Source organism: Shinella sp. Sh6, assembly GCF_055392685.1.
The window spans coordinates 248,937-267,352 of the sequence record NZ_AP044007.1 but is presented as its reverse complement, the minus strand read 5'-3'; the positions used below and the strand labels follow the sequence as shown (position 1 = coordinate 267,352).

The following is an 18,416-nucleotide window of genomic DNA, read 5'->3' as shown; positions in this document are numbered from 1 at the left end:
GAGAAGACGTGAGCGATGAATGAGACCCTGCCCGTGGCCGCTCGCCCGCAAACGCACATGGCCGTCCTGCTCGTCCTGAGCCTGACCCATCTGCTCAACGATCTCATCCAGTCCCTGATCCCGGCGGTCTACCCGATCATCAAGGACGCCTACATGCTCGACTTCGTGCAGATCGGGATGATCACCATGACCTTCCAGGTGGCGGCGTCCCTGCTGCAGCCGGTCGTGGGCCACGTCACCGACCAGCACCCGATGCCCTATTCGACGGTCGCCGGCATGGTCTTCACGCTCGTCGGGCTGCTGGGGCTCGGCTTCGCCTCGAGCTACGGCCTCATCCTCGTTTCGTCCGCCTGCATCGGCATCGGCTCGTCGATCTTCCATCCCGAAGCGACGCGCATGGTCCGCAACGCCTCCGGCGGCCGGCAGGGGCTGGCGCAGGGCCTGTTCCAGATCGGCGGGCAGGCCGGCGGCGCGCTCGGGCCGCTGCTTGCCGCCTTCATCATCGTTCCGCGCGGGCAGACGAGCCTTTCCTGGTTCGCGGCCGCCGCGCTGCTCGCCATGCTGCTGATGGTCTGGACCGCGGGCAAGCACACGACCATCCGCAAGCGGCTGGCGGCGGCGAAGGCCTCGAACCCGGCCAAGGCCGCCAGCCCGCATCCGCCGTCGACCGTGCTGCTCGGCCTCATCGTCCTGACGCTGCTGATGTTCTCCAAGAATGCCTATGGCGAGAGCTTCCGCTCGTTCTACACCTTCTACCTGATCGATCATTTCGGCGCCTCGATCCAGACCTCGCAGGTCATGCTCTTCGTGTTCCTGCTGGCCTCGGCCGCCGGTGCGCTGATCGGCGGCATCATCGGCGACAGGATCGGTCGCTACCGCATCATCTGGATATCCGTGCTCGGCCCGCTGCCGCTGACGCTCCTGCTGCCCTATGCGGATTTCTTCTGGACCGGCGTGCTGACCGTCCTGATCAACCTGATCATGGCGAGCGCCTTCGCCTCCATCCTGATCTACGCGATGGAACTGGCGCCGACCCGTGTCGGGCTCGTCGGCGGGCTGTTCTACGGCCTCAATTTCGGCCTTGCGGGGATCGCCGCGGCCATACTCGGCGGCCTTGCCGACAGCATCGGCATCGAGAGCGTCTACCGGATCTGCTCCTTCCTGCCGCTTGCCGGGCTTCTCACCTGGTTCCTGCCCCGGATCGAGGACCGGCGGCCCGAAGGGGCCTAGCCGGCCCGCATCCTTCCGGCCGGGCCGCAGCCTCGTGCGGCCCGGCCCCGTGCTTCCGAGGCCTTCGTTGCACGCCTTGGAATTGAGAAAAGCATATTTTCTATAAAAATAGTCAAATAAAGAACGGCGTGCCTGCTGCCGCCCGTTTTCGTTTGTTATCCCTATGCAGACCCAAGGAGATAGCGGAGCGGGAACGATGAATGCCCATATCGAGAACACGCATTTCAATCCACAACGGACGGTCGCGGCCGAGCGGCCGGTCGATGCCGATCACCTGAGGGCGGCCCTGCGCACGCTCGGCGGCGGCGTCAGCATCATCACCGCGGGCGAGGGCGAGGCCCGCACCGGCGCCACCGTCACGTCCGCGACGGCATTTTCCGTCGAGCCGGCGCGCATGCTCGTTTCCCTCAACCGCGCCTCGTCCACCTGGCCGGTCGTGGAGCGCTACGGCCATCTCGGCATCAACGTGATCGGCGCCGAGCACGAGGGGCTCGCCAACCAGTTCGCGGGCCGCGGGGGCCTGCGCGGCCCCGCCCGCTACAACGGGGCGGAATGGACGACGGCGGTCAGCGGCGCGCCGCTGCTTGCCGATGCGGTCGCCGCGATCGATTGTACCGTCGAGGAAGCCATCGAGCGCCACAGCCACGTCCTCGTCATCGGCAAGGTACTGGCGATCCGCATCGGCGCCGGCCGCTCGCTGCTCTACCAGGACGGCCGCTACCACGCCGTCGCCGGCACCGGCTGAACGGCCCCATTCCACGGCACGAAATTCAACGCATGCACCACCCGCCGCCGGCGGGATCGAGAACCCGCGGCCGCACGACGGCCGACCTGTCGAGACGAAAGGAAACGACATGACACGCAAGATCAGGCTTGGCGCCTTCCTTCCCGGTGGCGGACAGCACATCGCCTCGTGGCGGCATCCGGACCAGCCGGCCGACGGCGCGACCAGTCTGGAATTCCACAAGCAGCTCGCCCGCACGGCCGAACGCGGCCTCTTCGACGCCTATTTCCTGGCGGACAACCTGTCCATCGGCTTCGGCGGCGCGCGGGAAGGGGGCAGTGCCCGCGTGGCGGGCTTCGAGCCGGTGACGCTGTTTGCCGCGCTTTCCGGCTTCACCACCAATCTCGGCTTCATCGCCACGGCCTCCACGACCTACGAGGAGCCCTACAACACGGCGCGCAAATTCGCCTCGCTGGACCTTATCTCCGGCGGGCGCGCCGGCTGGAACGTCGTGACGACGACGGGCGATCCGACCGCGCAGAACTTCAACCTCGAGACCCAGCTTCCCCATGCCGCCCGCTATCGCCGCGCCGCCGAGCATGTCGAGGTGGTCAGGAAGCTCTGGGAGAGCTTCGAGGACGACGCCTTCATCCGCGACAAGGAGAGCGGCGTCTTCTACGATCCGGAAAAGCTGCACGAGAGCGAGCATCGCGGCGAGCATTTCCAGGTGCGCGGACCGCTCAACGTGCCCCGCTCGCCGCAGGGCCATCCGGTGATCGTGCAGGCCGGCCAGTCGGATGACGGGCGCGGGCTTGCCGCCGCCACCGCCGAGGTGATCTTCACCGCGCACCAGCACATCGAGACGGCGCAGGAATTCTACCGCGACATCAAGGCCCGCGCCCGGGGGCTCGGCCGCAACCCCGACCATATCCTCGTCATGCCGGGCGTCGCACCCTTCGTCGGCCGCACGAAGGCCGAGGCTGAGGAGAAATACGACCGCCTGACGTCGTATATCCTCGAGGCGGACGGCGTGGGCCTCCTCAACGGCCTGACCGGCGGCACGCTCGACCTTCGCGGCTACGATCTCGACGGGCCGCTGCCGCCGGCCCCGCCGACGGAAGGCATGAAGAGCCGGCAGGCGCTCATCCGCCAGATCGCCGACGAGAACAATTTCTCGATCCGCCAGCTCTACCAATGGGTCGCCACCGCCCGCGGCCATTTCACCGTCGTCGGCACGGCCGAGACGATCGCCGATACCCTGCAGGAATGGTTCGAGAACGAGGCCGCCGACGGCTTCAACATCCTGCCGCCGTGGCTGCCGACCGCGCTCGACGATTTCGTCGACCTGGTGATCCCCGAGCTCCAGCGCCGCGGCCTGTTCCGCACCGAGTACGAAGGCCGGACGCTGCGGGAAAACCTCGGCCTGCCGTTCCCCGTCAACCGCTGGGCCGGCGCGCGCGCCGCCGTCCAGGCCGCCGAGTAAGGAGAAAGCCATGTCCTACGAGAACGTCAACTCCACCCTCGGCGCCGATTTCCGCCTGACGGCCCGGCCGCGCCCGGTCCTGGTGCTCGCCGCAAGGCTCAAGGCGGGCCTCTCGCCCTTCCTCGCCCGCTACGGGCTGGTGGTCGGCTTCCTTGCGCTCTGGCAGATTTCCGCCACGCGCGGCTGGGTCAACCCGGCCGTCTTCCCGCCGCTCGACGTCATCGTCTCGGTCCTGTGGGGCAGCATTTCCAGCGGGGCGCTGGTCGACGACATCGCGATCAGCCTCCAGCGGGCCGGCATCGCCTTTGCCGCGGCCGTCGCCGTCGGCATTCCGCTGGGCCTCGTCATGGGGCAGGCGCGTGCTGTCGAACAGGCGCTCGACCCGCTGTTCCAGTTCTTCCGGCAGACCTCGGCGCTGGCGCTCTATCCGGTCTTCATCCTGCTGCTCGGGCTCGGCGAGACCTCGAAGGTCTTCGTCATCTTCTGGGCGACCCTCTTCCCGATCCTGCTGTCGACCATCGGCGGGGTGAAGGAGGTCGACACGAAGCTGATCGAAATGGCGCGGACCTATGGGGCAGGCCGCCTCGCCATCTTCCGCCGGGTCGTGCTGCCGGCCTCGGTTCCGGCCATCTTCGTGGGTCTGCGCCTTTCGGCCACCACGGCGCTGCTGCTCCTCATCGCCGCCGAGATGATCGGCGCCAACAAGGGCATCGGCTTCCAGGTGATGAACGCGCAGTACAATTTCCAGATCCCGCTGATGTTCGCGGCGATCCTGCTGCTGGCGCTCCTCGGCCTTGCCGCCAATGCCGCGCTCGTCCTTCTCCAGCGCAAGCTGTGCCGCTGGGCGCAGCCGGCCGTCTGATCTTTCCCCTTCTTCTCTTTTCCCTAAGGAAACCGACATGACCCTCCATTCCCGTAAACTGCTTCTTTCCGCCGCGCTCCTCCTCGGTCTTGCGAACGCCGCCTCGGCGGAAGAGGTGAAGCTGCGCTATCTTGCAAGCCAGGGCGGCCTTGCCGCCCACGAGCTTGCCGACGAACTCGGCTACTTCAAGGGCACCGGCATCACGCTGGAAAACGTCGGCTATGCCGGCGGCGGCCCGGCCTCGCTGATCGCGCTCGCCTCCGGCGACGTCGAGATCGGCAGCGCGGCGACCGCCGCCGTCCTCAATTCGATCGCCGTCGGCAACGATTTCATCGCCGCCTATCCCTCGAACGGCATCAACAAGGAGGTGCAGTCCATCTTCTATGTGCTGGAGGACAGCCCCATCCACGAGATCAAGGACATCGCCGGCAAGAGCATCGCCGTGAATACGCTCGGCGCGCATCTCGACCACACGATCCGCGAGGCGCTGCATTCTGTCGGCCTGCCGACCGACGCGGCCAACCAGGTCGTCGTGCCCGGCCCGCAGCTCGAGCAGGTCCTGCGCTCCGGCCAGGTCGACATCTCGGCCTTCGGCTACTGGCAATCGACCTTCGAGGGCGCGGCGCGCAAGAACGGCGGCCTGCGCGCCGTCTTTGACGATACGGACGTGCTCGGCGAGATCGCCGGCGGCTTCGTCGTCCTGCGGCGCGATTTCGTGAAGGCGCATCCCGAGGCGACCAAGGTCTTCGTGGAGCAGTCGGCCCGCGCGCTCGACTACGCCCGCGAACACCCGGAGGAAACCCGCAAGATCCTCGCGAAGGCCCTGGAGGCGCGCGGCGAGAACCCGGATATCGCCCAGTATTTCCAGGGCTACGGCGTTCGCGCCGGCGGCCTGCCGGTCGAGCGGGACGTGCAGTTCTGGATCGACGTGCTGGTGCGCGAGGGCAAGCTGAAGGAAGGCCAGCTCGTCGCCAAGGACATTCTTTATTCTCCCGAAACGGCAACGAACTGAGGCACCGGTCATGAGCCTTTCCGCCGAGACGATCCGTGGAGAGGTGACGATCCGTCACCTCTCGAAGAACTACACCCTGAACGGCCGGCCGCTGCCCGTCCTTGCCGACCTCAACCTGCAGATCCGCTCGGGCGAGAGCCTTGCCATCGTCGGTGCCAGCGGCTCGGGAAAGACCACGCTGCTGCGCATCCTCGCCGGGCTTGAGAATGCCGACGGCGGCGAGGTGCTGATCGACGGCAAGGCGGTTTCGGGCGTCGGCGCCGAGCGCGCCGTCATCTTCCAGGAGCCGCGCCTGCTGCCCTGGCTGACGGTCATCGAGAATGTCGCCTTCGGCCTCGATACGCGCGGCGTCAGCCGGGCGGAGGCGAAGAGCCGGGCGCGCCGCTATGTCCAGCTCGTCGGCCTGCAGGCCTTCGAGAACGCCTATCCGCGGCAGCTTTCCGGCGGCATGGCGCAGCGCGTCGGCATTGCCCGGGCGCTGGCGGTGCAGCCGGAAATCCTCCTGCTCGACGAGCCGCTCGGCGCCCTCGACGCCATGACGAAGATCGGCATGCAGCAGGAACTGACCCGCATCTGGCGCGACGAGGACGTGACGACCATCCTCGTCACCCACGATCTCGAAGAGGCGGTCTACCTTGCCGACCGCATCCTCATCCTGCCGCGGGAGAAGAATGCCGCGCCGCGGCTGATCGAGATCGATCTTCCCCGCCCGCGCGACCGCAGCGCGCCGGAATTCGTGCGCTATCGCGAGGACCTGCTGAACCTCTTCGGCCTGCACTGACGGGCCGACGCGCAAGCGAACGACCCCGCATGCGAAGGCATGCGGGGCCGTTTACAAATTTCAGGCCGCCGTGTCGGCGGGGCCCGTTCCCTGGCCGTCGAGAAGCCAGCTTATGCTGACCTGCAGGATGCGCGCCAGCATGTCGAGGCGGTTGGCGCGCGGTTCGGCCCGGTCGTTTTCCCAGTTGGTCCATGTCTCCACGGTCACGCCGGCAACGGCGGAAATCTGCTCGACCGTGAGGCCGACGGCATCGCGCGCAAGCGAGATCCGGCCGCCGATCGTGTCGTGGGCGGTGTCGGCCGCAGCGTGCGGTGCAAGGGTTGCGTCATAAGGCATGTCGGTACTCCTTGTCTGGGGGCGCCCCGCGGATCGTCCGCGGGGCGTTTTTTGCATCGAGGCGCGGGATCAGCCGTCTTCCTTGCCGAGCCAGGCCTTGACCTCGTCCGGATGGGCCGCGATGTATTTGTCGACGGCCTTCTCGTAAGAGGTCTCCTGGGCGTCGAACATCGCCGCTTCGAGATCGCCGATCGGCAGCTTCATGCGTGACAGGAAGCCGGCGACTTCCGGATCGTCCTTCTCGAAATCCTTGCGGGCGAGGACGTCGACATGCTCGGCTTCGCCGAGCGCGCCCTTCGGGTCGTCGATGTAGCGAAGCTCGTACTTGCCGAACATCCAGTGCGGGCTCCAGGAGGTGGCGACGAACCAGTCCTTCTTGCGGATCGCCCGGTCGACCGTCGTCAGCATGCCGGCCTCGCTGGATATCTGCAGCTTGTAGCCGTCGAGCCCGTAGTCCTTGACGGCCTCTTCCGAAAGGCGCGTGAGGCCGGCGCCCGGGTCGATGCCCTCGACGCGGCCCTTCAGCTTCTCCTTCACCTCGTCCTTCTTCAGGTCCTCGATGGAGGAGATGGCATCCTCGGGAATGTATTTCGGCACGACCCAGCCGAGCTTCGCCCCGTCATAGACGGTGCCGAGCGTCGTCACCTTGTCCTTCACCTTGGCGAAGTAGTCGGCATGGGTTTGCGGCAGCCAGGCCATCATCATGGCGTCGAGGTCGCCGCGGGCGACGCCCTGGTAGAGCGGCGCGACGTCGGTCTGGACCAGGTCGACCTTCCGGCCGAGCTCGTCCTCGATGAGCTTCGCGGCGAGCTTGGTCACGAATTCGGCGTCGGACCAGGCAGCCCAGCCGATCTTCACCGGCGCCTTGTCTTCTGCGAATGCCGTGCCGAACGTGCCGGCGAAGAGACCGGCTGCAAGGCTCATTGTAACGAGTGTCTTTAACATCTTTGCTCCTTTTTGGAAGGTTCGCATGTGGCGGCGCGGGGCCGCCCTTTTCAGGCCGCAGCGGTGGAGGCCACCTGCTGGTCTGCCTGTCGGCGGAAAAGGCCGCGCCAGAAGCTGGCGCGCTCCTTCCCGAGGCTCTGGGTGATCCGGTCGAGGATCACCGCGAGGATGACGACGGCGATGCCGCCCTCGAAGCCGGTGCCGACGTCGAGGCGCTGGATGCCGGTCAGCACCGTGTTGCCGATGCCGCCCGCGCCGATCATCGAGGCGATGACCACCATGGAGAGCGACAGCATGATCGTCTGGTTGATGCCGGCCATGATGGAGGGCAGCGCATTGGGAAGCTGCACCTTGAAGAGCAGTTGCGAGGCCGTGCAGCCGAAGGCGTTGCCGGCCTCGATGAATTCCACATGCACCTGGCGGATGCCGAGGTTGGTGAGACGCACGACCGGCGGCATCGAGAAGATGACCGTCGCGATGGTGCCGGGCACGGCGCCGAGGCCGAAGAACATCGCCGCCGGGATGAGGTAGACGAAGGCCGGCATGGTCTGCATGAGGTCGAGCACGGGCCGCACGACGGCGGCGACCCGGTTGCTGCGCGCCATGGCGATGCCGAGCGGCAGGCCGATCAGCATGGCAACGAGCGTCGAGGCGATGACCAGCGACAGCGTCTCCATCATGGCGGACCACAGGCCCATATGCTCGACCAGCCAGAGCGAGAGGGCGGTGAAGACGGCAAAGCCGAAGCCGACGCGCCAGAGCGACAGCAGCACGAAGACGGCAAGGCCGAGCGGCATGGGCGCGGCCAGCAGCAGCGCCTGGATGCTGTTCGTCACCGCGCCGATGGCGGCGGCGATGAAATCGAGCAGCGGGGCGAAATTGTCGAGGATGTAGTTGACGGCGCTGTCGACGCCGTCACCGATATCGAAAGTCATGGGATTGTCTCCGAAGGGGCGCGGTCAGGCGGTGCGGTCGAGCGTTTCGAGAAGCGCGGATTTGCTGATGGAGCCGAGATAGCGGTTCGCCTCGTCGACGACCGGCACGGGAAAGGCGCTGGCGGCGACCCTGCCGAGCACGTTGGAAAGGCTCTCGGCCGCGGGGATCGGCTCGATGTCCGGCAGGAAGGCGCGGCGGTAGGGATCGCTCGCCCCGTCGCGGGCGGTCGCGATCAGCGAGGACCGGCTGACCATGCCGTGATAGGTCTTGTCGCGGCCGAGGATGATGGCGACCTCGCGGTCGTAGTGCTCCATGCGCTCCAGTGCCGCGGCGGCGGAAACGCCCTGCCGCTCGATGATCGTCACCTGCGTCTTGCGGGCGACGTCGCCGGCACGGAAGACCTGCGAGACGTCGACATTGCGGAAGAACGACCGCACGTAGTCGTTGGCCGGCTTCAGCACGATCTCGTCGGGCGTGCCCACCTGCACCACCTCGCCGTTCTGCATGATGCAGATGCGGTCGCCGATGCGCATGGCCTCGTCGAGGTCGTGGCTGACAAAGACGATGGTGCGGCTGTGCTCGGCCTGAAGGCGGACAAGCTCGTCCTGCATCTCCGTGCGGATGAGCGGGTCGAGCGCGGAAAAGGCCTCGTCCATCAGCAGGATCGAAGGCTCGCCGGCAAGCGCCCGGGCAAGGCCGACGCGCTGCTTCATGCCGCCGGAAAGCTGGTCCGTGCGGCTATCGTCGTAGCCGTCGAGCCCGACGGCGCGAAGTGCGGCGCGGGCGCGCTCCCTGCGCTCGGCCTCGCCGACGCCGGCGACCTCCAGCCCGAAGGCGGCATTGTCGATGACGGTGCGGTTGGGCAACAGCGCGAAGGACTGGAAGACCATGCTGATGTCGCGGCGGCGCAGCGCGATCAGTTCGCTGCGCGGCATGCGCGCGACGTCCCGCCCGTCGATCTCGATCGCCCCGGAGGTGGGCTCGATCAGCCGGTTGACGAGGCGCAGCATGGTGGATTTTCCGGAACCCGAAAGCCCCATGATGACGAAGATCTCGCCGGCGCGGATATCGAAGCTGGCGTCGTTGACGCCGATGGTGCAGCCCGTCGCGGCGTGGATCTCCGCCTTGGTCCTGCCGGCTTCGAGAAGGGCGAGGGCCTTTTCCGGGCGCTCGCCGAAAACCTTGAAAACGTTCCTGATACTGATCTTGACCGGCCGGTCGTCTGCCGGAAGGCCGCTCTCAGTTGAAAATGCCATATTGTCCTGGGCCCGGCTCCGCAAGCGGGGCGCTCTCCTTTGTCTGCCTTGAGCCGATGAAGCAATCAGCGGGATGAAAGACGCGCATGCGAAAGGGTTTCGCAAAAAAGATAGCGCGTCGCAATTTGGACACCTTATGGCATGGCGATGCCGTAATGTCCACACTTACGGAAAAAAATTCTATTTACCGTTTTCCTGTTGCACGGAAAATGGAATGCTTTCGCGGAGTTTCCGAAGGAGCAAGCCGCTGCCGCCGTTCACGCTTTATCGAGTAAACCAAATCCTTACGCCGACACCCTAGGTTCAGGACCTATTAATTTGGTTTGATGTGTGATTCACGGTATCCGAGAGGAGACCGTGATGAGTGATTTGTTTCTACTGAGTGAAGACCAGATGGCTCGGATCTCGCCGTATTTTCCTTTGGCACATGGCGTTCCGCGCGTCGACGATCGCCGTGTGATCAGCGGGATCGTCTACGTCATCAAGCACGGCCTGCAATGGAAAGACGCGCCAAAGGACTATGGGCCACACAAGACGCTCTATAACCGCTTCATCCGTTGGAGCCGCCTGGGTGTATTCGACCGCATCTTTGTGGCGTTGTCCGGTGACGGCCCGAAGCCCGAACGCATCATGATCGACGCCACACACCTCAAAGCGCACCGGACAGCCGCAAGCCTGCTCAAAAAGGGGATGTTCCCCGCCGTATCGGGCGAACCAAAGGCGGACTGAACTCAAAACTACACACTGTCTGCGACGGTGAAGGCCGCCCGATCATCATGCTGCTCAGCGAGGGGCAGATGAGTGACCATAGGGGCGCGCGCCTTGTGCTGGATGCCTTGCCGCCAGCCAAGACGCTCATTGCCGACCGGGGCTATGACAGCACGCCGTTCCGAGACGCCCTACAAGCAAGAGGTATCGAACCTTGCATTCCCTCCAGCCGAAGCCGCAAGATACCATACTCCTACGACAAGGTGCTCTATCGCCAGCGCCACAAGGTGGAGAACCTCTTCGCCAAGCTCAAGGACTGGCGCCGTATCGCAACCCGATACGACCGATGCGCGCATACCTTCTTCTCAAGCATATGTATCGCCGCAACAGTCATCTTCTGGCTTTGATTTAAAGAGTCCTGAGCCTAGTCTCGCGCGAGGCGTGAAGCGTCGCGCCGGTCCGTTGTGAGTGTCGAACGCATGAAGAAGCCTGAAATCGCAGCTTCGATTGGCGATGCATCGAACGATGCGGCATGCGGGGAGCCGGCTTCGGGCCGTTCCTGGCAGGAACTCGATTTCTGGATGAACTGCATCGGCGCTCCGATGGTGCTGGTGGAGAAGACCGTGCTGACGGTACGCTATGCGAACCGCAACGCGGCGATCCTCTTCGGCATCGGCCTCGAAGCCTTCCGCGATCATCCGGTCGAGGGCCTCGTCGGCCCCGAGGCGGCGCTCATGCTGGGCCAGATCTGGAGCGTCGCGCCCGTCGGCGTGCCGGGAGAGCCCTTCCTCATCCGCGCCGTCGTGCAGGGGCAGGAGCGCGTCCTCATGGTGCAGGCGACCAAGATCGTCGTCGAGGGCGAGACCCTGCGGCTGCTGACCTTCATGGATGCCCCGCCGCAAGGCTCCGTCACGCTGGCGGGCTGGCAGGAGAACGTCCTTTCCCTGCTCAACTGGCTGCCCTTCGGCTTCGAGATCGCCAGCGCCGACGACCAGATCCAGTTCGCGAATTCGACCTTCAAGGACATGTTCGGCTATTCGCAGGACGATATCGCCAATATCGACGACTGGTGGCGGCTTGCCTATCCGGATCCCGACTACCGCGCCTTCGCCCGCTCGCAATGGTACACGTCGATTGCCGCCGCGCGCGCCGAGAACCGCGAGATGACGCCGTTCGACCTCGACGTGGCGACGGCGCGCGGCGAGCAGCGGACGATCCAGTTCCGCCACCGCACGATCGGCAATTTCAACGTCAACCTCTACATCGACGTCACGCGCGAACGGGCCTATGCCCGGGAGCTGAAGGTGCTGGCGGACACCGATCCGCTGACGGGGGCGATGAACCGGCGCCGCTTCTTCGAGGAGGCCGACCGCCGCCACGGGAAGGGCCGGCCGGTCGCCTTCCTCATGCTGGACATCGACCACTTCAAGACCATCAACGACAAGCACGGCCACGGCGTCGGGGACCTGGTCCTCGTCGAGTTCACACGGCGTTGCAACGCCGTGCTCCAGCCGGAAGATTGCTTCGGGCGCATGGGCGGCGAGGAGTTCGCCATCGTCCTCGCCCGGCCGGAGGGCATGGCGGACGTTCTTGCGGTCGCCGAGGAGATCCGGCTTGCGGTCTGCGCGCAGCCCTTTCTCGTCGCCAAGACGTGCCTGCCGGTCTCGACCAGCATGGGGGCCGCGATCTGCGCGCCCGGCGAGAGCGTCAGTTCGGGCATCTCGCGCGCCGACCACGCCCTTTATTCCGCCAAGGCGGCCGGCCGCAACCGTGTCATCTTCGATCGCGGGTAAGGCGTCTCAGGAGGGCTCGCCGTCCGCCGGGCAGGCCACCCTTGCCTCGGGCGGCGTTTTTCCGCTCTCCGTCTGCGCCGCCTGAAGGTTCCTGTACCGTCCGTCCTTGCGGGCGATGAGTTCGGCATGGGTGCCGCTTTCGACGATGCGGCCCTCGTCGACGACGAGGATGCGGTCGGCATTCGCGATGGTGGCGAGGCGATGGGCGATGACGAGCGTCGTGCGGCCCTCGGAAAGCTCGGCGAGCGATTGCTGGATCGCCCGTTCCGTCTCGGTGTCGAGCGCCGACGTCGCCTCGTCGAGGATGAGGATCGGCGGGTTCTTCAGGAAGATGCGGGCGATGGCGAGGCGCTGCTTCTGCCCGCCGGAGAGCTTCACGCCGCGCTCGCCAATGACCGTGTCGAGACCGTCCGGCAGGCTGGCGATCACGTCGTCGAGCCGCGCCCTGCGGGCCGCGTCCCGGACCTCCGCCTCGCCCGCCCCGAGCCGGCCGTAGGCGATGTTCTCGCGGACCGTGCCGGCGAAGAGGAAGACGTCCTGCTGCACGATGCCGATATTGGAGCGCAGCGATTTCAGCGTCATGTCGCGGATGTCGATGCCGTCGATGGTGATCGCGCCGCAAGCCACCTCGTAGAAGCGCGGCAGCAGCGAACAGATCGTCGTCTTGCCGGCGCCCGACGGGCCGACGAAGGCGACCGTCTCGCCCGCCTTCACCGCAAGGTCGAGCCCGGCAAAGACCGCCCTTCCGCCGCCATAGCCGAAACCGACGCCGCGGTATTCAATATCGCCCGCAAGCCGCGCGACGTCCTTCGCCCCCGCCCGGTCCATGATATCCGGCTCGGTATCGAGGAACTGCGTATAGCGCGTGAAGCCGGCAATGCCCTTCGGATAGGTCTCGATGATCGAGTTGATCTTGTCGATCGGCCGGAAGAACACGTTGACGAGGAGGAGGAAGCCGACGAAGCCCCCAGCGGAGAGCTCGCCGCGCGTGACGAACCACGCACCCGCCAGCATCACCACCACCTGCACGAAGCGCATGGAGAGATAGGAGAGCGAGGCGGACGCGGCCATCACCTTGTAGGCCTCGAGCTTGGTCGTGAGATAGTTGCGGTTGCTCTCGGCGAAGAGCCGGCGCTCGTGGTCCTCGTTGGCGAAGGCCTGCACGACGCGGATGCCGCCGACATTCTCCTCGATGCGGGCGTTGAAATCGGCGACGCGGCCGTAGATGGCGTGCCAGGTGGAGGTCATGCGCGCGCCGTAATGGGTGGTGACGAAGGCCGTCAGCGGCACGATGACGGCGGTGATCAGCGCCAGCGGCCCATGCACCCAGAGCATGAGGAAGAAGGCGCCGACCAGTGTCATGATGGCGATGAAGAGGTCCTCCGGCCCGTGATGGGCGACCTCGCCGATCTCTTCGAGGTCCTTCGTCAGCCTTGCGACGAGATGGCCGGTCTTCTGGTTGTCGAAGAAACCGAAGGAGAGCTTCTGCAGGTGGTCGAAGGCCTTGCGGCGCATCTCGGCCTCGATGCGGATGCCGAGCATGTGGCCCCAATAGGTGACGATGACCTGGAGGCCCGCATTGAGGAGGTAGATGAGGAAGAGGCCGACGGCGGCGAGCGCGATGAGGTCGAGCCGGCCGGTCGGAAGCAGCCGGTCGATGAAGAGCGTGACGGCGACGGGGAAGGCGAGCTCCAGCAGGCCGGCGGCGACGGCGGAGGAGAAATCCAGCGCGAAGAGGGCGCGATGCGGGCGGTAGTAGAAGGCAAAGCGCTTCAGGAGGTCACGCATCGGCATGCGGGCTTTCGGTATCGGTCCTTGAGTCATGACGCTCGATTACCCTGTCTTTGCCGGCCGCGCCGCAGGTTTTTTGCCCCGGCCACGATTTTATGAGTGCGGCAGGCCGGTTTGCCGCGTGCCGCGGCGGGAAAGTCTCCGCGTCACGGAACATTCGGCCGGTCTTGCGATTGGTATCCGTTCCCTCAACCCATGGAGATATCAATGGCAACCGAGAAGACACTGGACGACCTGTTCCTCGATACGCTCAAGGACATCTATTTCGCCGAAAAACAGATCCTGAAGGCCCTGCCGAAGATGGCGCGGGCAGCGCAGTCGGAAGAGGGCAAGCAGGGCTTCCTCCACCATCGCGACGAAACGCAGGGCCAGATCGAGCGCCTCGAAGAGGTCTTCGAGCTCCTTGGCAAGAATGCCCGGGGCAAGACCTGCGAAGCCATCCAGGGCATCATCGCCGAAGCCGAGGAGATCATGGACGAGTTCAAGGGCACGGCGGCGCTCGATGCCGGCCTCATCTCCTCCGCGCAGGCCGTGGAGCATTACGAGATCGCCCGCTACGGCACGCTGATCGCCTGGGCCCGCCAGATCGGCCTCGACAAGGCGGTTCCGCTTCTTCAGGCCAATCTCGACGAGGAGGCGGCAACCGACAAGAAGCTGACGAAGCTCGCCGAGACGGCCGCCAATCCGAAGGCGAAGAAGGCGGCCTGACGCCGCACGGAACGGCGGCCATCCCGGCCGCCTTCCGCCCAAGGCCATCGCGACCCGGGACCCAAGACGATGCTGAAGAAGGTGAACGCCCCCGCGCCGGCCTTTCAGGAGCATGCGCAGGACGATCTCGAAACCATGCATGCGGCGGCGGCGGAGTGCCGCCGCTGCGACCTCTACCGCGAGGCGACGCAGGTCGTCTTCGGGGAAGGGGCGACGCGCGCAAGGGTCGTACTGGTCGGCGAGCAGCCGGGCGACCGGGAGGACCAGCTCGGCCATCCCTTCGTGGGGCCGGCGGGCCGGTTCCTCGACGGCTGCCTCGAAGAGGCCGGCATCGACCGGGCGGACTGCTACCTCACCAATGCGGTCAAGCATTTCAAGTTCAAGCGGTTCGGCAAGCGGCGCATCCACGAACGGCCGAACACCGGCGAGGTCCGGCAATGCGCCTGGTGGCTGGGCGGGGAGATCGCGCGGCTGAAGCCGGCACTCCTCGTCGCCCTCGGCGCGACGGCGACCTTCGCCCTTCTCGGAAAGCGCCATGCCGTCACCGCCGACCGAGGCCGCATCGTCGAGGCGGAAAGCGGCATACCGACGCTGATCACCGTCCATCCCTCCGCGCTCCTGCGCACGCGCGGCCGCCCCGATGCCGAGCAGGAAAGGGGGCGTTTCGTGGCGGAGCTGCGGAAGATCAAGCCCTACCTCGAAGGCTGAGGATCATGCGGCGGGATCGTCGCCTGCCGTCTCCGCGCAATCGCTGATCTCCGTTTCCGGCCGGTCGCGTCCCGCGGCCACCTCGTTGTGCCATTTTCCGTCCTCCGCCTGATAGGAAATGAAGCGGTCCTCGTCGGTCTGCTCGTGGCGCTCGGCGGCGATGCGGGCGGCGGCGAGCGCGTCGGCATGGTTCGGGAAGGTTTCGGAAAAGACGTCGTTCAGCCGATAGGCCCATCCGTCCTCGTGCGGCACGACATGATAGGTGATCGGCATGGGATGCTCCTTGTCCGTTTCGCTGGAGGGGCAACTGGCCGCGCGGCGAATGGTTCCGGGCGGTGGAACAATGGCCGCCCTGATCGGTTCGATCCACACAGCCAAAGGCACGAGCGACGAAGTGGAGAAGGCGATGAACGACCGCAAGCAAGGCTCCCGCGAGGAGGATTTCCGCGACTACGAGGAGCGCGACACCCGCGACGGCTGGCCCTATTCGGACAGCGACGGCGACCGCAAGGCGGGTAAGAACGCCTCCTATGGCGCGCCCGGCGCCAATTTCGACGTGCGCGACAACAAGGGCGTCGAGGTGACCGCGGACCCCGAGCTGCGCGACGTCGACGGCGCGCCGCTGCCCTTTTCCGACGGCAGCGAGGACGTCATCGCGGACGACGACCTGGAGGAGCGCATCACGCAGGCGCTCGAGAACGATCCCCGCGTCGATCTCGCCCTGCTGGAGATCACCATACGCGACGGCGTCGTCGAACTGGACGGCTCGGTCGACGGCGAGGAGGACCGTCGCCATCTCATCGCGCTTCTGCGCGGGGTGAAGGGCCTGCGCGGCCTCAAGGCGGAAGGGCTGCTTGCCCGCGGCGTCGATAGCCACCTGCCGCGCGACGCAGACGAGTAGGAGATCACCATGGCCATCATTCCGAACGATCCCAATCCGCAGCCCGGCCCGAACCCGGTGCCGGACCTGCCGCCCATCGACAAGCCGGTTCCGCCGATCAAGGAGCCGGAGCCCGACCGCCTGCCCGACGAGGACCCGAACCCCAATCCGGACGAGAACGACGATCCTGCCCGGCATGTGCGGTAACGGGCTCAAAGCCCGAACGGGAACGTGTCCGGCACCTGCCCCGGCCGTGTGCCGGCGGCAAGCGGGGTGATCGCCGTCGTGCGGTCGAACCAGACATAGGCGTCGAACTGCCGCGAGAGGGCAGCGGATGCATAGTGGCTCAGCCGTTCGCTCTCGGGGCGGTAGATGACGCCGATGAAGCGCTCCAGCCGGTCGGCGGAAAGCGCCTCGGAGGCCGCGGAACCGCGGGCGAAGTCGAAAAGCAGCCGCGGCCGGCCTGCAAGGTGGAAGCAGCGTTCGACGCTGTCGTCGAGCGCAGGGCGGACGGTCTTCACCTCCATCTCGCCATCCCAGTCCGTCGCCGCCGCGACCGTGCCTTCGTGGGTGCCGAAGCCGATCAGCGCGGCCTTGTCGCCGTAGGCCTCCCGGCAGAGCTGGCCGATATTGAGCTCGTCGTGGACCGCGCCCATCTCGGTATGGCGCGCATCGCCGATATGGGAATTGTGTGCCCAGACGACGGCCCCGGCATCCGGCCCCGCCCGTTTCAGCAGGTGCTGCAGCGTGCCGAACATGTGCCGGTCGCGCAGGTTCCAGGCCTTCGCGCCGCCATAATACATGATGCGATAGTATTTTTCCGCCGAGGCGATCAGGCGGGCATTCTGCGCGGCGTCGAAGAGGCCGCTGCCGCCTTCGTTCCTCGTTTCTTCGAGGGCGCGGCGCAGGAGATCGCGGCATTGCGCGACCGCCGCGTCCTCGCAGGTGCCATAGCCCCCGGTAAGCACGGCGCGGCCGTAGGTATCCGGCGCGTTCTGCCAGGGCGTCAGGCAGCCGTAGCGTTCGCGTGCCACGGCGGCAGCCTCGGGATCGGCCGCGTCGAGATAGGCGAGTACGGCGGCGATCGAGCCGCGCATGTTGTACATGTCCAGCCCGTAAAAGCCTGCCTGCCTGCCCTCCGCCTGCCGGGCATTGTGGGCGCGCAGCCAGCCGAGGAAGGCGTCGACCTCCGCATTCCGCCACATCCAGGCTGGAAAGCGCCGAAAGGGCGGCTCCCGCCCTTCCATCGTTCCGCCATGCACGAAGCGGTCGACGGTGGCGGCATCCGGCCAGTCGGCCTCCACCGCGACGATTGTGAAGCCGTGCCGCTCGATGAGGCGCTGCGTGATGGCGGCGCGGGCGCGGTAGAATTCCGACGTGCCGTGGCTCGCCTCGCCGAGGAGGACGACGCGGCGGTCCGCGAAACGGTCGAAAGAGGCGGCAAAGGCGGGGTCGTCCAGCGGGGGCAGGGCTTCGCCCGCCTCCGCGATCAGGTCCGGCAGTGGCCTGTGCGCGGCGGGGCTGCCGGGCGCATCGCTCCATCCACCTTCGCCGATCAGCGGGACGAAGACGACGGCGCCCAGGTCCTCCTCCTCGTAGCGGCCGGCGGCGAGCCGGGTGATGCGGAGCAGGCGCTGCGGCCGGTCCTTCCGGCCGACCGGGATGATGAGGCGGCCGCCGATTTCCAGTTGCTCCTTGAGGGCCATCGGCGCGGCCAGGCCGCCGGCGGAAACGAGGATAGCGTCGAACGGCGCCTTTTCCGGCCAGCCCTTCGTGCCGTCGCCGGCGCGGATCTCGACATTGCGCCGCCCGAGGCGGTCGAGCCGTTCGGCCGCCGCCCCGGCAAGGGCCGCATGGCGCTCGATGGCGAAGACGTGCCGTGCGAGATGGCTGAGGATCGCGGCCGCATAGCCCGAGCCGGCGCCGACCTCCAGCACGGTGTCCATCGGCTCGATCTCGGCGGCCTCCGCCATGCGGGCGACAATATAAGACTGGGAGATGGTCTGGCCCTCGGCGATGGGCAGGGGCGAATCCTCATAGGCGAATTCCTCGAAGCCTTCCTCCACGAAGCGCTCGCGCGGCACGACCTCCATCGCCTTCAGGACGCGCGGATCGGCGATCCCGCGCCGGGCAAGATGCCGCTCGACCATCCGGTGGCGGGCATGTTCATAATCCGGCATGAAACCCTCCCTGTCTCATCGATCAAACCGGCTGTGGGAGGCATTGTTCCGGCCGGGTTTCCGGCACGGGTAAGATTTGTTAA

Annotated in this window: 19 protein-coding genes; 12 read left to right on the top strand and 7 right to left on the bottom strand. The window is 66.4% G+C overall.

Annotated elements, in window-relative coordinates:
• Window positions 1-15: 15 nt before the first annotated feature.
• From ACZ5TO_RS23445 to ACZ5TO_RS23420, 6 genes are all read left to right on the top strand, one after another.
• Window positions 16-1,230 carry an MFS transporter gene (locus ACZ5TO_RS23445; RefSeq protein ID WP_464801063.1) on the top strand — a complete coding sequence of 405 codons (1,215 nt, stop codon included), beginning with the start codon at window positions 16-18 and terminating at the stop codon, window positions 1,228-1,230.
• A gap of 196 nt (window positions 1,231-1,426) precedes the next feature.
• Entirely contained in the window at window positions 1,427-1,975 is a 549-nt protein-coding gene (locus ACZ5TO_RS23440) for a flavin reductase family protein (RefSeq protein ID WP_184142588.1), read from the top strand.
• A gap of 109 nt (window positions 1,976-2,084) precedes the next feature.
• Window positions 2,085-3,437 carry an LLM class flavin-dependent oxidoreductase gene (locus ACZ5TO_RS23435; RefSeq protein ID WP_184142585.1) on the top strand — a complete coding sequence of 451 codons (1,353 nt, stop codon included), beginning with the start codon at window positions 2,085-2,087 and terminating at the stop codon, window positions 3,435-3,437.
• Between the two features lie 10 nt (window positions 3,438-3,447).
• Window positions 3,448-4,299: an ABC transporter permease gene (locus ACZ5TO_RS23430; protein WP_184142583.1), complete on the top strand. Its 852-nt coding sequence runs from the start codon at window positions 3,448-3,450 to the stop codon at window positions 4,297-4,299.
• Window positions 4,300-4,336: 37 nt separating this feature from the next.
• Window positions 4,337-5,311 (top strand): ABC transporter substrate-binding protein, encoded by a 975-nt coding sequence (locus ACZ5TO_RS23425; RefSeq protein ID WP_184142580.1) that lies wholly within the window; start codon window positions 4,337-4,339, stop codon window positions 5,309-5,311.
• A 10-nt stretch (window positions 5,312-5,321) separates the two neighbouring features.
• Complete coding sequence (locus ACZ5TO_RS23420) at window positions 5,322-6,092, top strand: ABC transporter ATP-binding protein (RefSeq protein ID WP_184142577.1); 771 nt, start codon at window positions 5,322-5,324, stop codon at window positions 6,090-6,092.
• A 60-nt stretch (window positions 6,093-6,152) separates the two neighbouring features.
• Here the strand turns inward: ACZ5TO_RS23420 and ACZ5TO_RS23415 are convergent, their stop codons facing one another.
• The 4 genes from ACZ5TO_RS23415 to proV all read right to left on the bottom strand — a co-directional run bounded on the left by ACZ5TO_RS23415 (window position 6,153) and on the right by proV (window position 9,565).
• Window positions 6,153-6,428 carry a helix-turn-helix domain-containing protein gene (locus ACZ5TO_RS23415; RefSeq protein ID WP_184142574.1) on the bottom strand — a complete coding sequence of 92 codons (276 nt, stop codon included), beginning with the start codon at window positions 6,426-6,428 and terminating at the stop codon, window positions 6,153-6,155.
• A gap of 69 nt (window positions 6,429-6,497) precedes the next feature.
• Window positions 6,498-7,373, bottom strand: a complete 876-nt coding sequence (locus ACZ5TO_RS23410; protein WP_184142571.1) for a glycine betaine ABC transporter substrate-binding protein — start codon at window positions 7,371-7,373, stop codon at window positions 6,498-6,500.
• Between the two features lie 50 nt (window positions 7,374-7,423).
• Window positions 7,424-8,308 (bottom strand): ABC transporter permease, encoded by an 885-nt coding sequence (locus ACZ5TO_RS23405; protein ID WP_464801062.1) that lies wholly within the window; start codon window positions 8,306-8,308, stop codon window positions 7,424-7,426.
• Window positions 8,309-8,332: 24 nt separating this feature from the next.
• On the bottom strand, window positions 8,333-9,565 hold the full coding sequence (gene proV, locus ACZ5TO_RS23400; RefSeq protein WP_464801061.1) for a glycine betaine/L-proline ABC transporter ATP-binding protein ProV: 1,233 nt from the start codon (window positions 9,563-9,565) through the stop codon (window positions 8,333-8,335).
• 360 nt (window positions 9,566-9,925) lie between these two features.
• On the opposite strand from proV, the gene ACZ5TO_RS23395 reads away from it, so the two are divergent.
• Window positions 9,926-10,680, top strand: a protein-coding gene (locus ACZ5TO_RS23395; protein ID WP_464800933.1) for an IS5 family transposase whose coding sequence is annotated in 2 segments (ribosomal slippage) — window positions 9,926-10,259 and window positions 10,259-10,680 — 756 coding nt in all. Because the reading frame shifts where the segments join, the coding sequence is not laid out codon by codon here.
• 72 nt (window positions 10,681-10,752) lie between these two features.
• Window positions 10,753-12,066: a GGDEF domain-containing protein gene (locus ACZ5TO_RS23390; RefSeq protein ID WP_464801060.1), complete on the top strand. Its 1,314-nt coding sequence runs from the start codon at window positions 10,753-10,755 to the stop codon at window positions 12,064-12,066.
• 6 nt (window positions 12,067-12,072) lie between these two features.
• Here ACZ5TO_RS23390 and ACZ5TO_RS23385 read toward each other — a convergent pair whose 3' ends face one another.
• Window positions 12,073-13,854 (bottom strand): ABC transporter ATP-binding protein, encoded by a 1,782-nt coding sequence (locus tag ACZ5TO_RS23385; RefSeq protein WP_464801299.1) that lies wholly within the window; start codon window positions 13,852-13,854, stop codon window positions 12,073-12,075.
• Window positions 13,855-14,064: 210 nt separating this feature from the next.
• Here ACZ5TO_RS23385 and ACZ5TO_RS23380 point away from each other — a divergent pair, with 210 nt between their 5' ends.
• Complete coding sequence (locus tag ACZ5TO_RS23380) at window positions 14,065-14,565, top strand: YciE/YciF ferroxidase family protein (protein WP_184142559.1); 501 nt, start codon at window positions 14,065-14,067, stop codon at window positions 14,563-14,565.
• 69 nt (window positions 14,566-14,634) lie between these two features.
• Window positions 14,635-15,273 carry a UdgX family uracil-DNA binding protein gene (locus ACZ5TO_RS23375; RefSeq protein WP_464801059.1) on the top strand — a complete coding sequence of 213 codons (639 nt, stop codon included), beginning with the start codon at window positions 14,635-14,637 and terminating at the stop codon, window positions 15,271-15,273.
• Window positions 15,274-15,276: 3 nt separating this feature from the next.
• On the opposite strand, the gene ACZ5TO_RS23370 is transcribed toward ACZ5TO_RS23375, so the two are convergent.
• Window positions 15,277-15,546: a DUF2188 domain-containing protein gene (locus ACZ5TO_RS23370; RefSeq protein WP_464801058.1), complete on the bottom strand. Its 270-nt coding sequence runs from the start codon at window positions 15,544-15,546 to the stop codon at window positions 15,277-15,279.
• A gap of 70 nt (window positions 15,547-15,616) precedes the next feature.
• On the opposite strand from ACZ5TO_RS23370, the gene ACZ5TO_RS23365 reads away from it, so the two are divergent.
• Window positions 15,617-16,174 carry a BON domain-containing protein gene (locus ACZ5TO_RS23365; RefSeq protein ID WP_464801057.1) on the top strand — a complete coding sequence of 186 codons (558 nt, stop codon included), beginning with the start codon at window positions 15,617-15,619 and terminating at the stop codon, window positions 16,172-16,174.
• A 9-nt stretch (window positions 16,175-16,183) separates the two neighbouring features.
• Window positions 16,184-16,360 carry a hypothetical protein gene (locus ACZ5TO_RS23360; protein ID WP_464801056.1) on the top strand — a complete coding sequence of 59 codons (177 nt, stop codon included), beginning with the start codon at window positions 16,184-16,186 and terminating at the stop codon, window positions 16,358-16,360.
• 5 nt (window positions 16,361-16,365) lie between these two features.
• On the opposite strand, the gene ACZ5TO_RS23355 is transcribed toward ACZ5TO_RS23360, so the two are convergent.
• Window positions 16,366-18,333 carry a protein-L-isoaspartate(D-aspartate) O-methyltransferase gene (locus tag ACZ5TO_RS23355; RefSeq protein WP_464801055.1) on the bottom strand — a complete coding sequence of 656 codons (1,968 nt, stop codon included), beginning with the start codon at window positions 18,331-18,333 and terminating at the stop codon, window positions 16,366-16,368.
• Between the last annotated feature and the right edge of the window lie 83 nt (window positions 18,334-18,416).

Excerpts from the sequence above, each read along its gene's own strand:
- ACZ5TO_RS23385 (WP_464801299.1), bottom strand. The coding sequence starts at position 13,854 with ATGCGTGACCTCCTGAAGCGCTTTGCCTTCTACTACCGCCCGCATCGC.
- ACZ5TO_RS23440 (WP_184142588.1), top strand. The coding sequence starts at position 1,427 with ATGAATGCCCATATCGAGAACACGCATTTCAATCCACAACGGACGGTC.
- ACZ5TO_RS23410 (WP_184142571.1), bottom strand. The coding sequence starts at position 7,373 with ATGTTAAAGACACTCGTTACAATGAGCCTTGCAGCCGGTCTCTTCGCC.
- ACZ5TO_RS23360 (WP_464801056.1), top strand. The coding sequence starts at position 16,184 with ATGGCCATCATTCCGAACGATCCCAATCCGCAGCCCGGCCCGAACCCG.
- ACZ5TO_RS23370 (WP_464801058.1), bottom strand. The coding sequence starts at position 15,546 with ATGCCGATCACCTATCATGTCGTGCCGCACGAGGACGGATGGGCCTAT.
- ACZ5TO_RS23355 (WP_464801055.1), bottom strand. The coding sequence starts at position 18,333 with ATGCCGGATTATGAACATGCCCGCCACCGGATGGTCGAGCGGCATCTT.
- ACZ5TO_RS23435 (WP_184142585.1), top strand. The coding sequence starts at position 2,085 with ATGACACGCAAGATCAGGCTTGGCGCCTTCCTTCCCGGTGGCGGACAG.
- ACZ5TO_RS23445 (WP_464801063.1), top strand. The coding sequence starts at position 16 with ATGAATGAGACCCTGCCCGTGGCCGCTCGCCCGCAAACGCACATGGCC.
- ACZ5TO_RS23430 (WP_184142583.1), top strand. The coding sequence starts at position 3,448 with ATGTCCTACGAGAACGTCAACTCCACCCTCGGCGCCGATTTCCGCCTG.
- ACZ5TO_RS23420 (WP_184142577.1), top strand. The coding sequence starts at position 5,322 with ATGAGCCTTTCCGCCGAGACGATCCGTGGAGAGGTGACGATCCGTCAC.
- ACZ5TO_RS23425 (WP_184142580.1), top strand. The coding sequence starts at position 4,337 with ATGACCCTCCATTCCCGTAAACTGCTTCTTTCCGCCGCGCTCCTCCTC.
- ACZ5TO_RS23405 (WP_464801062.1), bottom strand. The coding sequence starts at position 8,308 with ATGACTTTCGATATCGGTGACGGCGTCGACAGCGCCGTCAACTACATC.
- ACZ5TO_RS23375 (WP_464801059.1), top strand. The coding sequence starts at position 14,635 with ATGCTGAAGAAGGTGAACGCCCCCGCGCCGGCCTTTCAGGAGCATGCG.
- ACZ5TO_RS23365 (WP_464801057.1), top strand. The coding sequence starts at position 15,617 with ATGGCCGCCCTGATCGGTTCGATCCACACAGCCAAAGGCACGAGCGAC.
- proV (WP_464801061.1), bottom strand. The coding sequence starts at position 9,565 with ATGGCATTTTCAACTGAGAGCGGCCTTCCGGCAGACGACCGGCCGGTC.
- ACZ5TO_RS23380 (WP_184142559.1), top strand. The coding sequence starts at position 14,065 with ATGGCAACCGAGAAGACACTGGACGACCTGTTCCTCGATACGCTCAAG.
- ACZ5TO_RS23415 (WP_184142574.1), bottom strand. The coding sequence starts at position 6,428 with ATGCCTTATGACGCAACCCTTGCACCGCACGCTGCGGCCGACACCGCC.
- ACZ5TO_RS23390 (WP_464801060.1), top strand. The coding sequence starts at position 10,753 with ATGAAGAAGCCTGAAATCGCAGCTTCGATTGGCGATGCATCGAACGAT.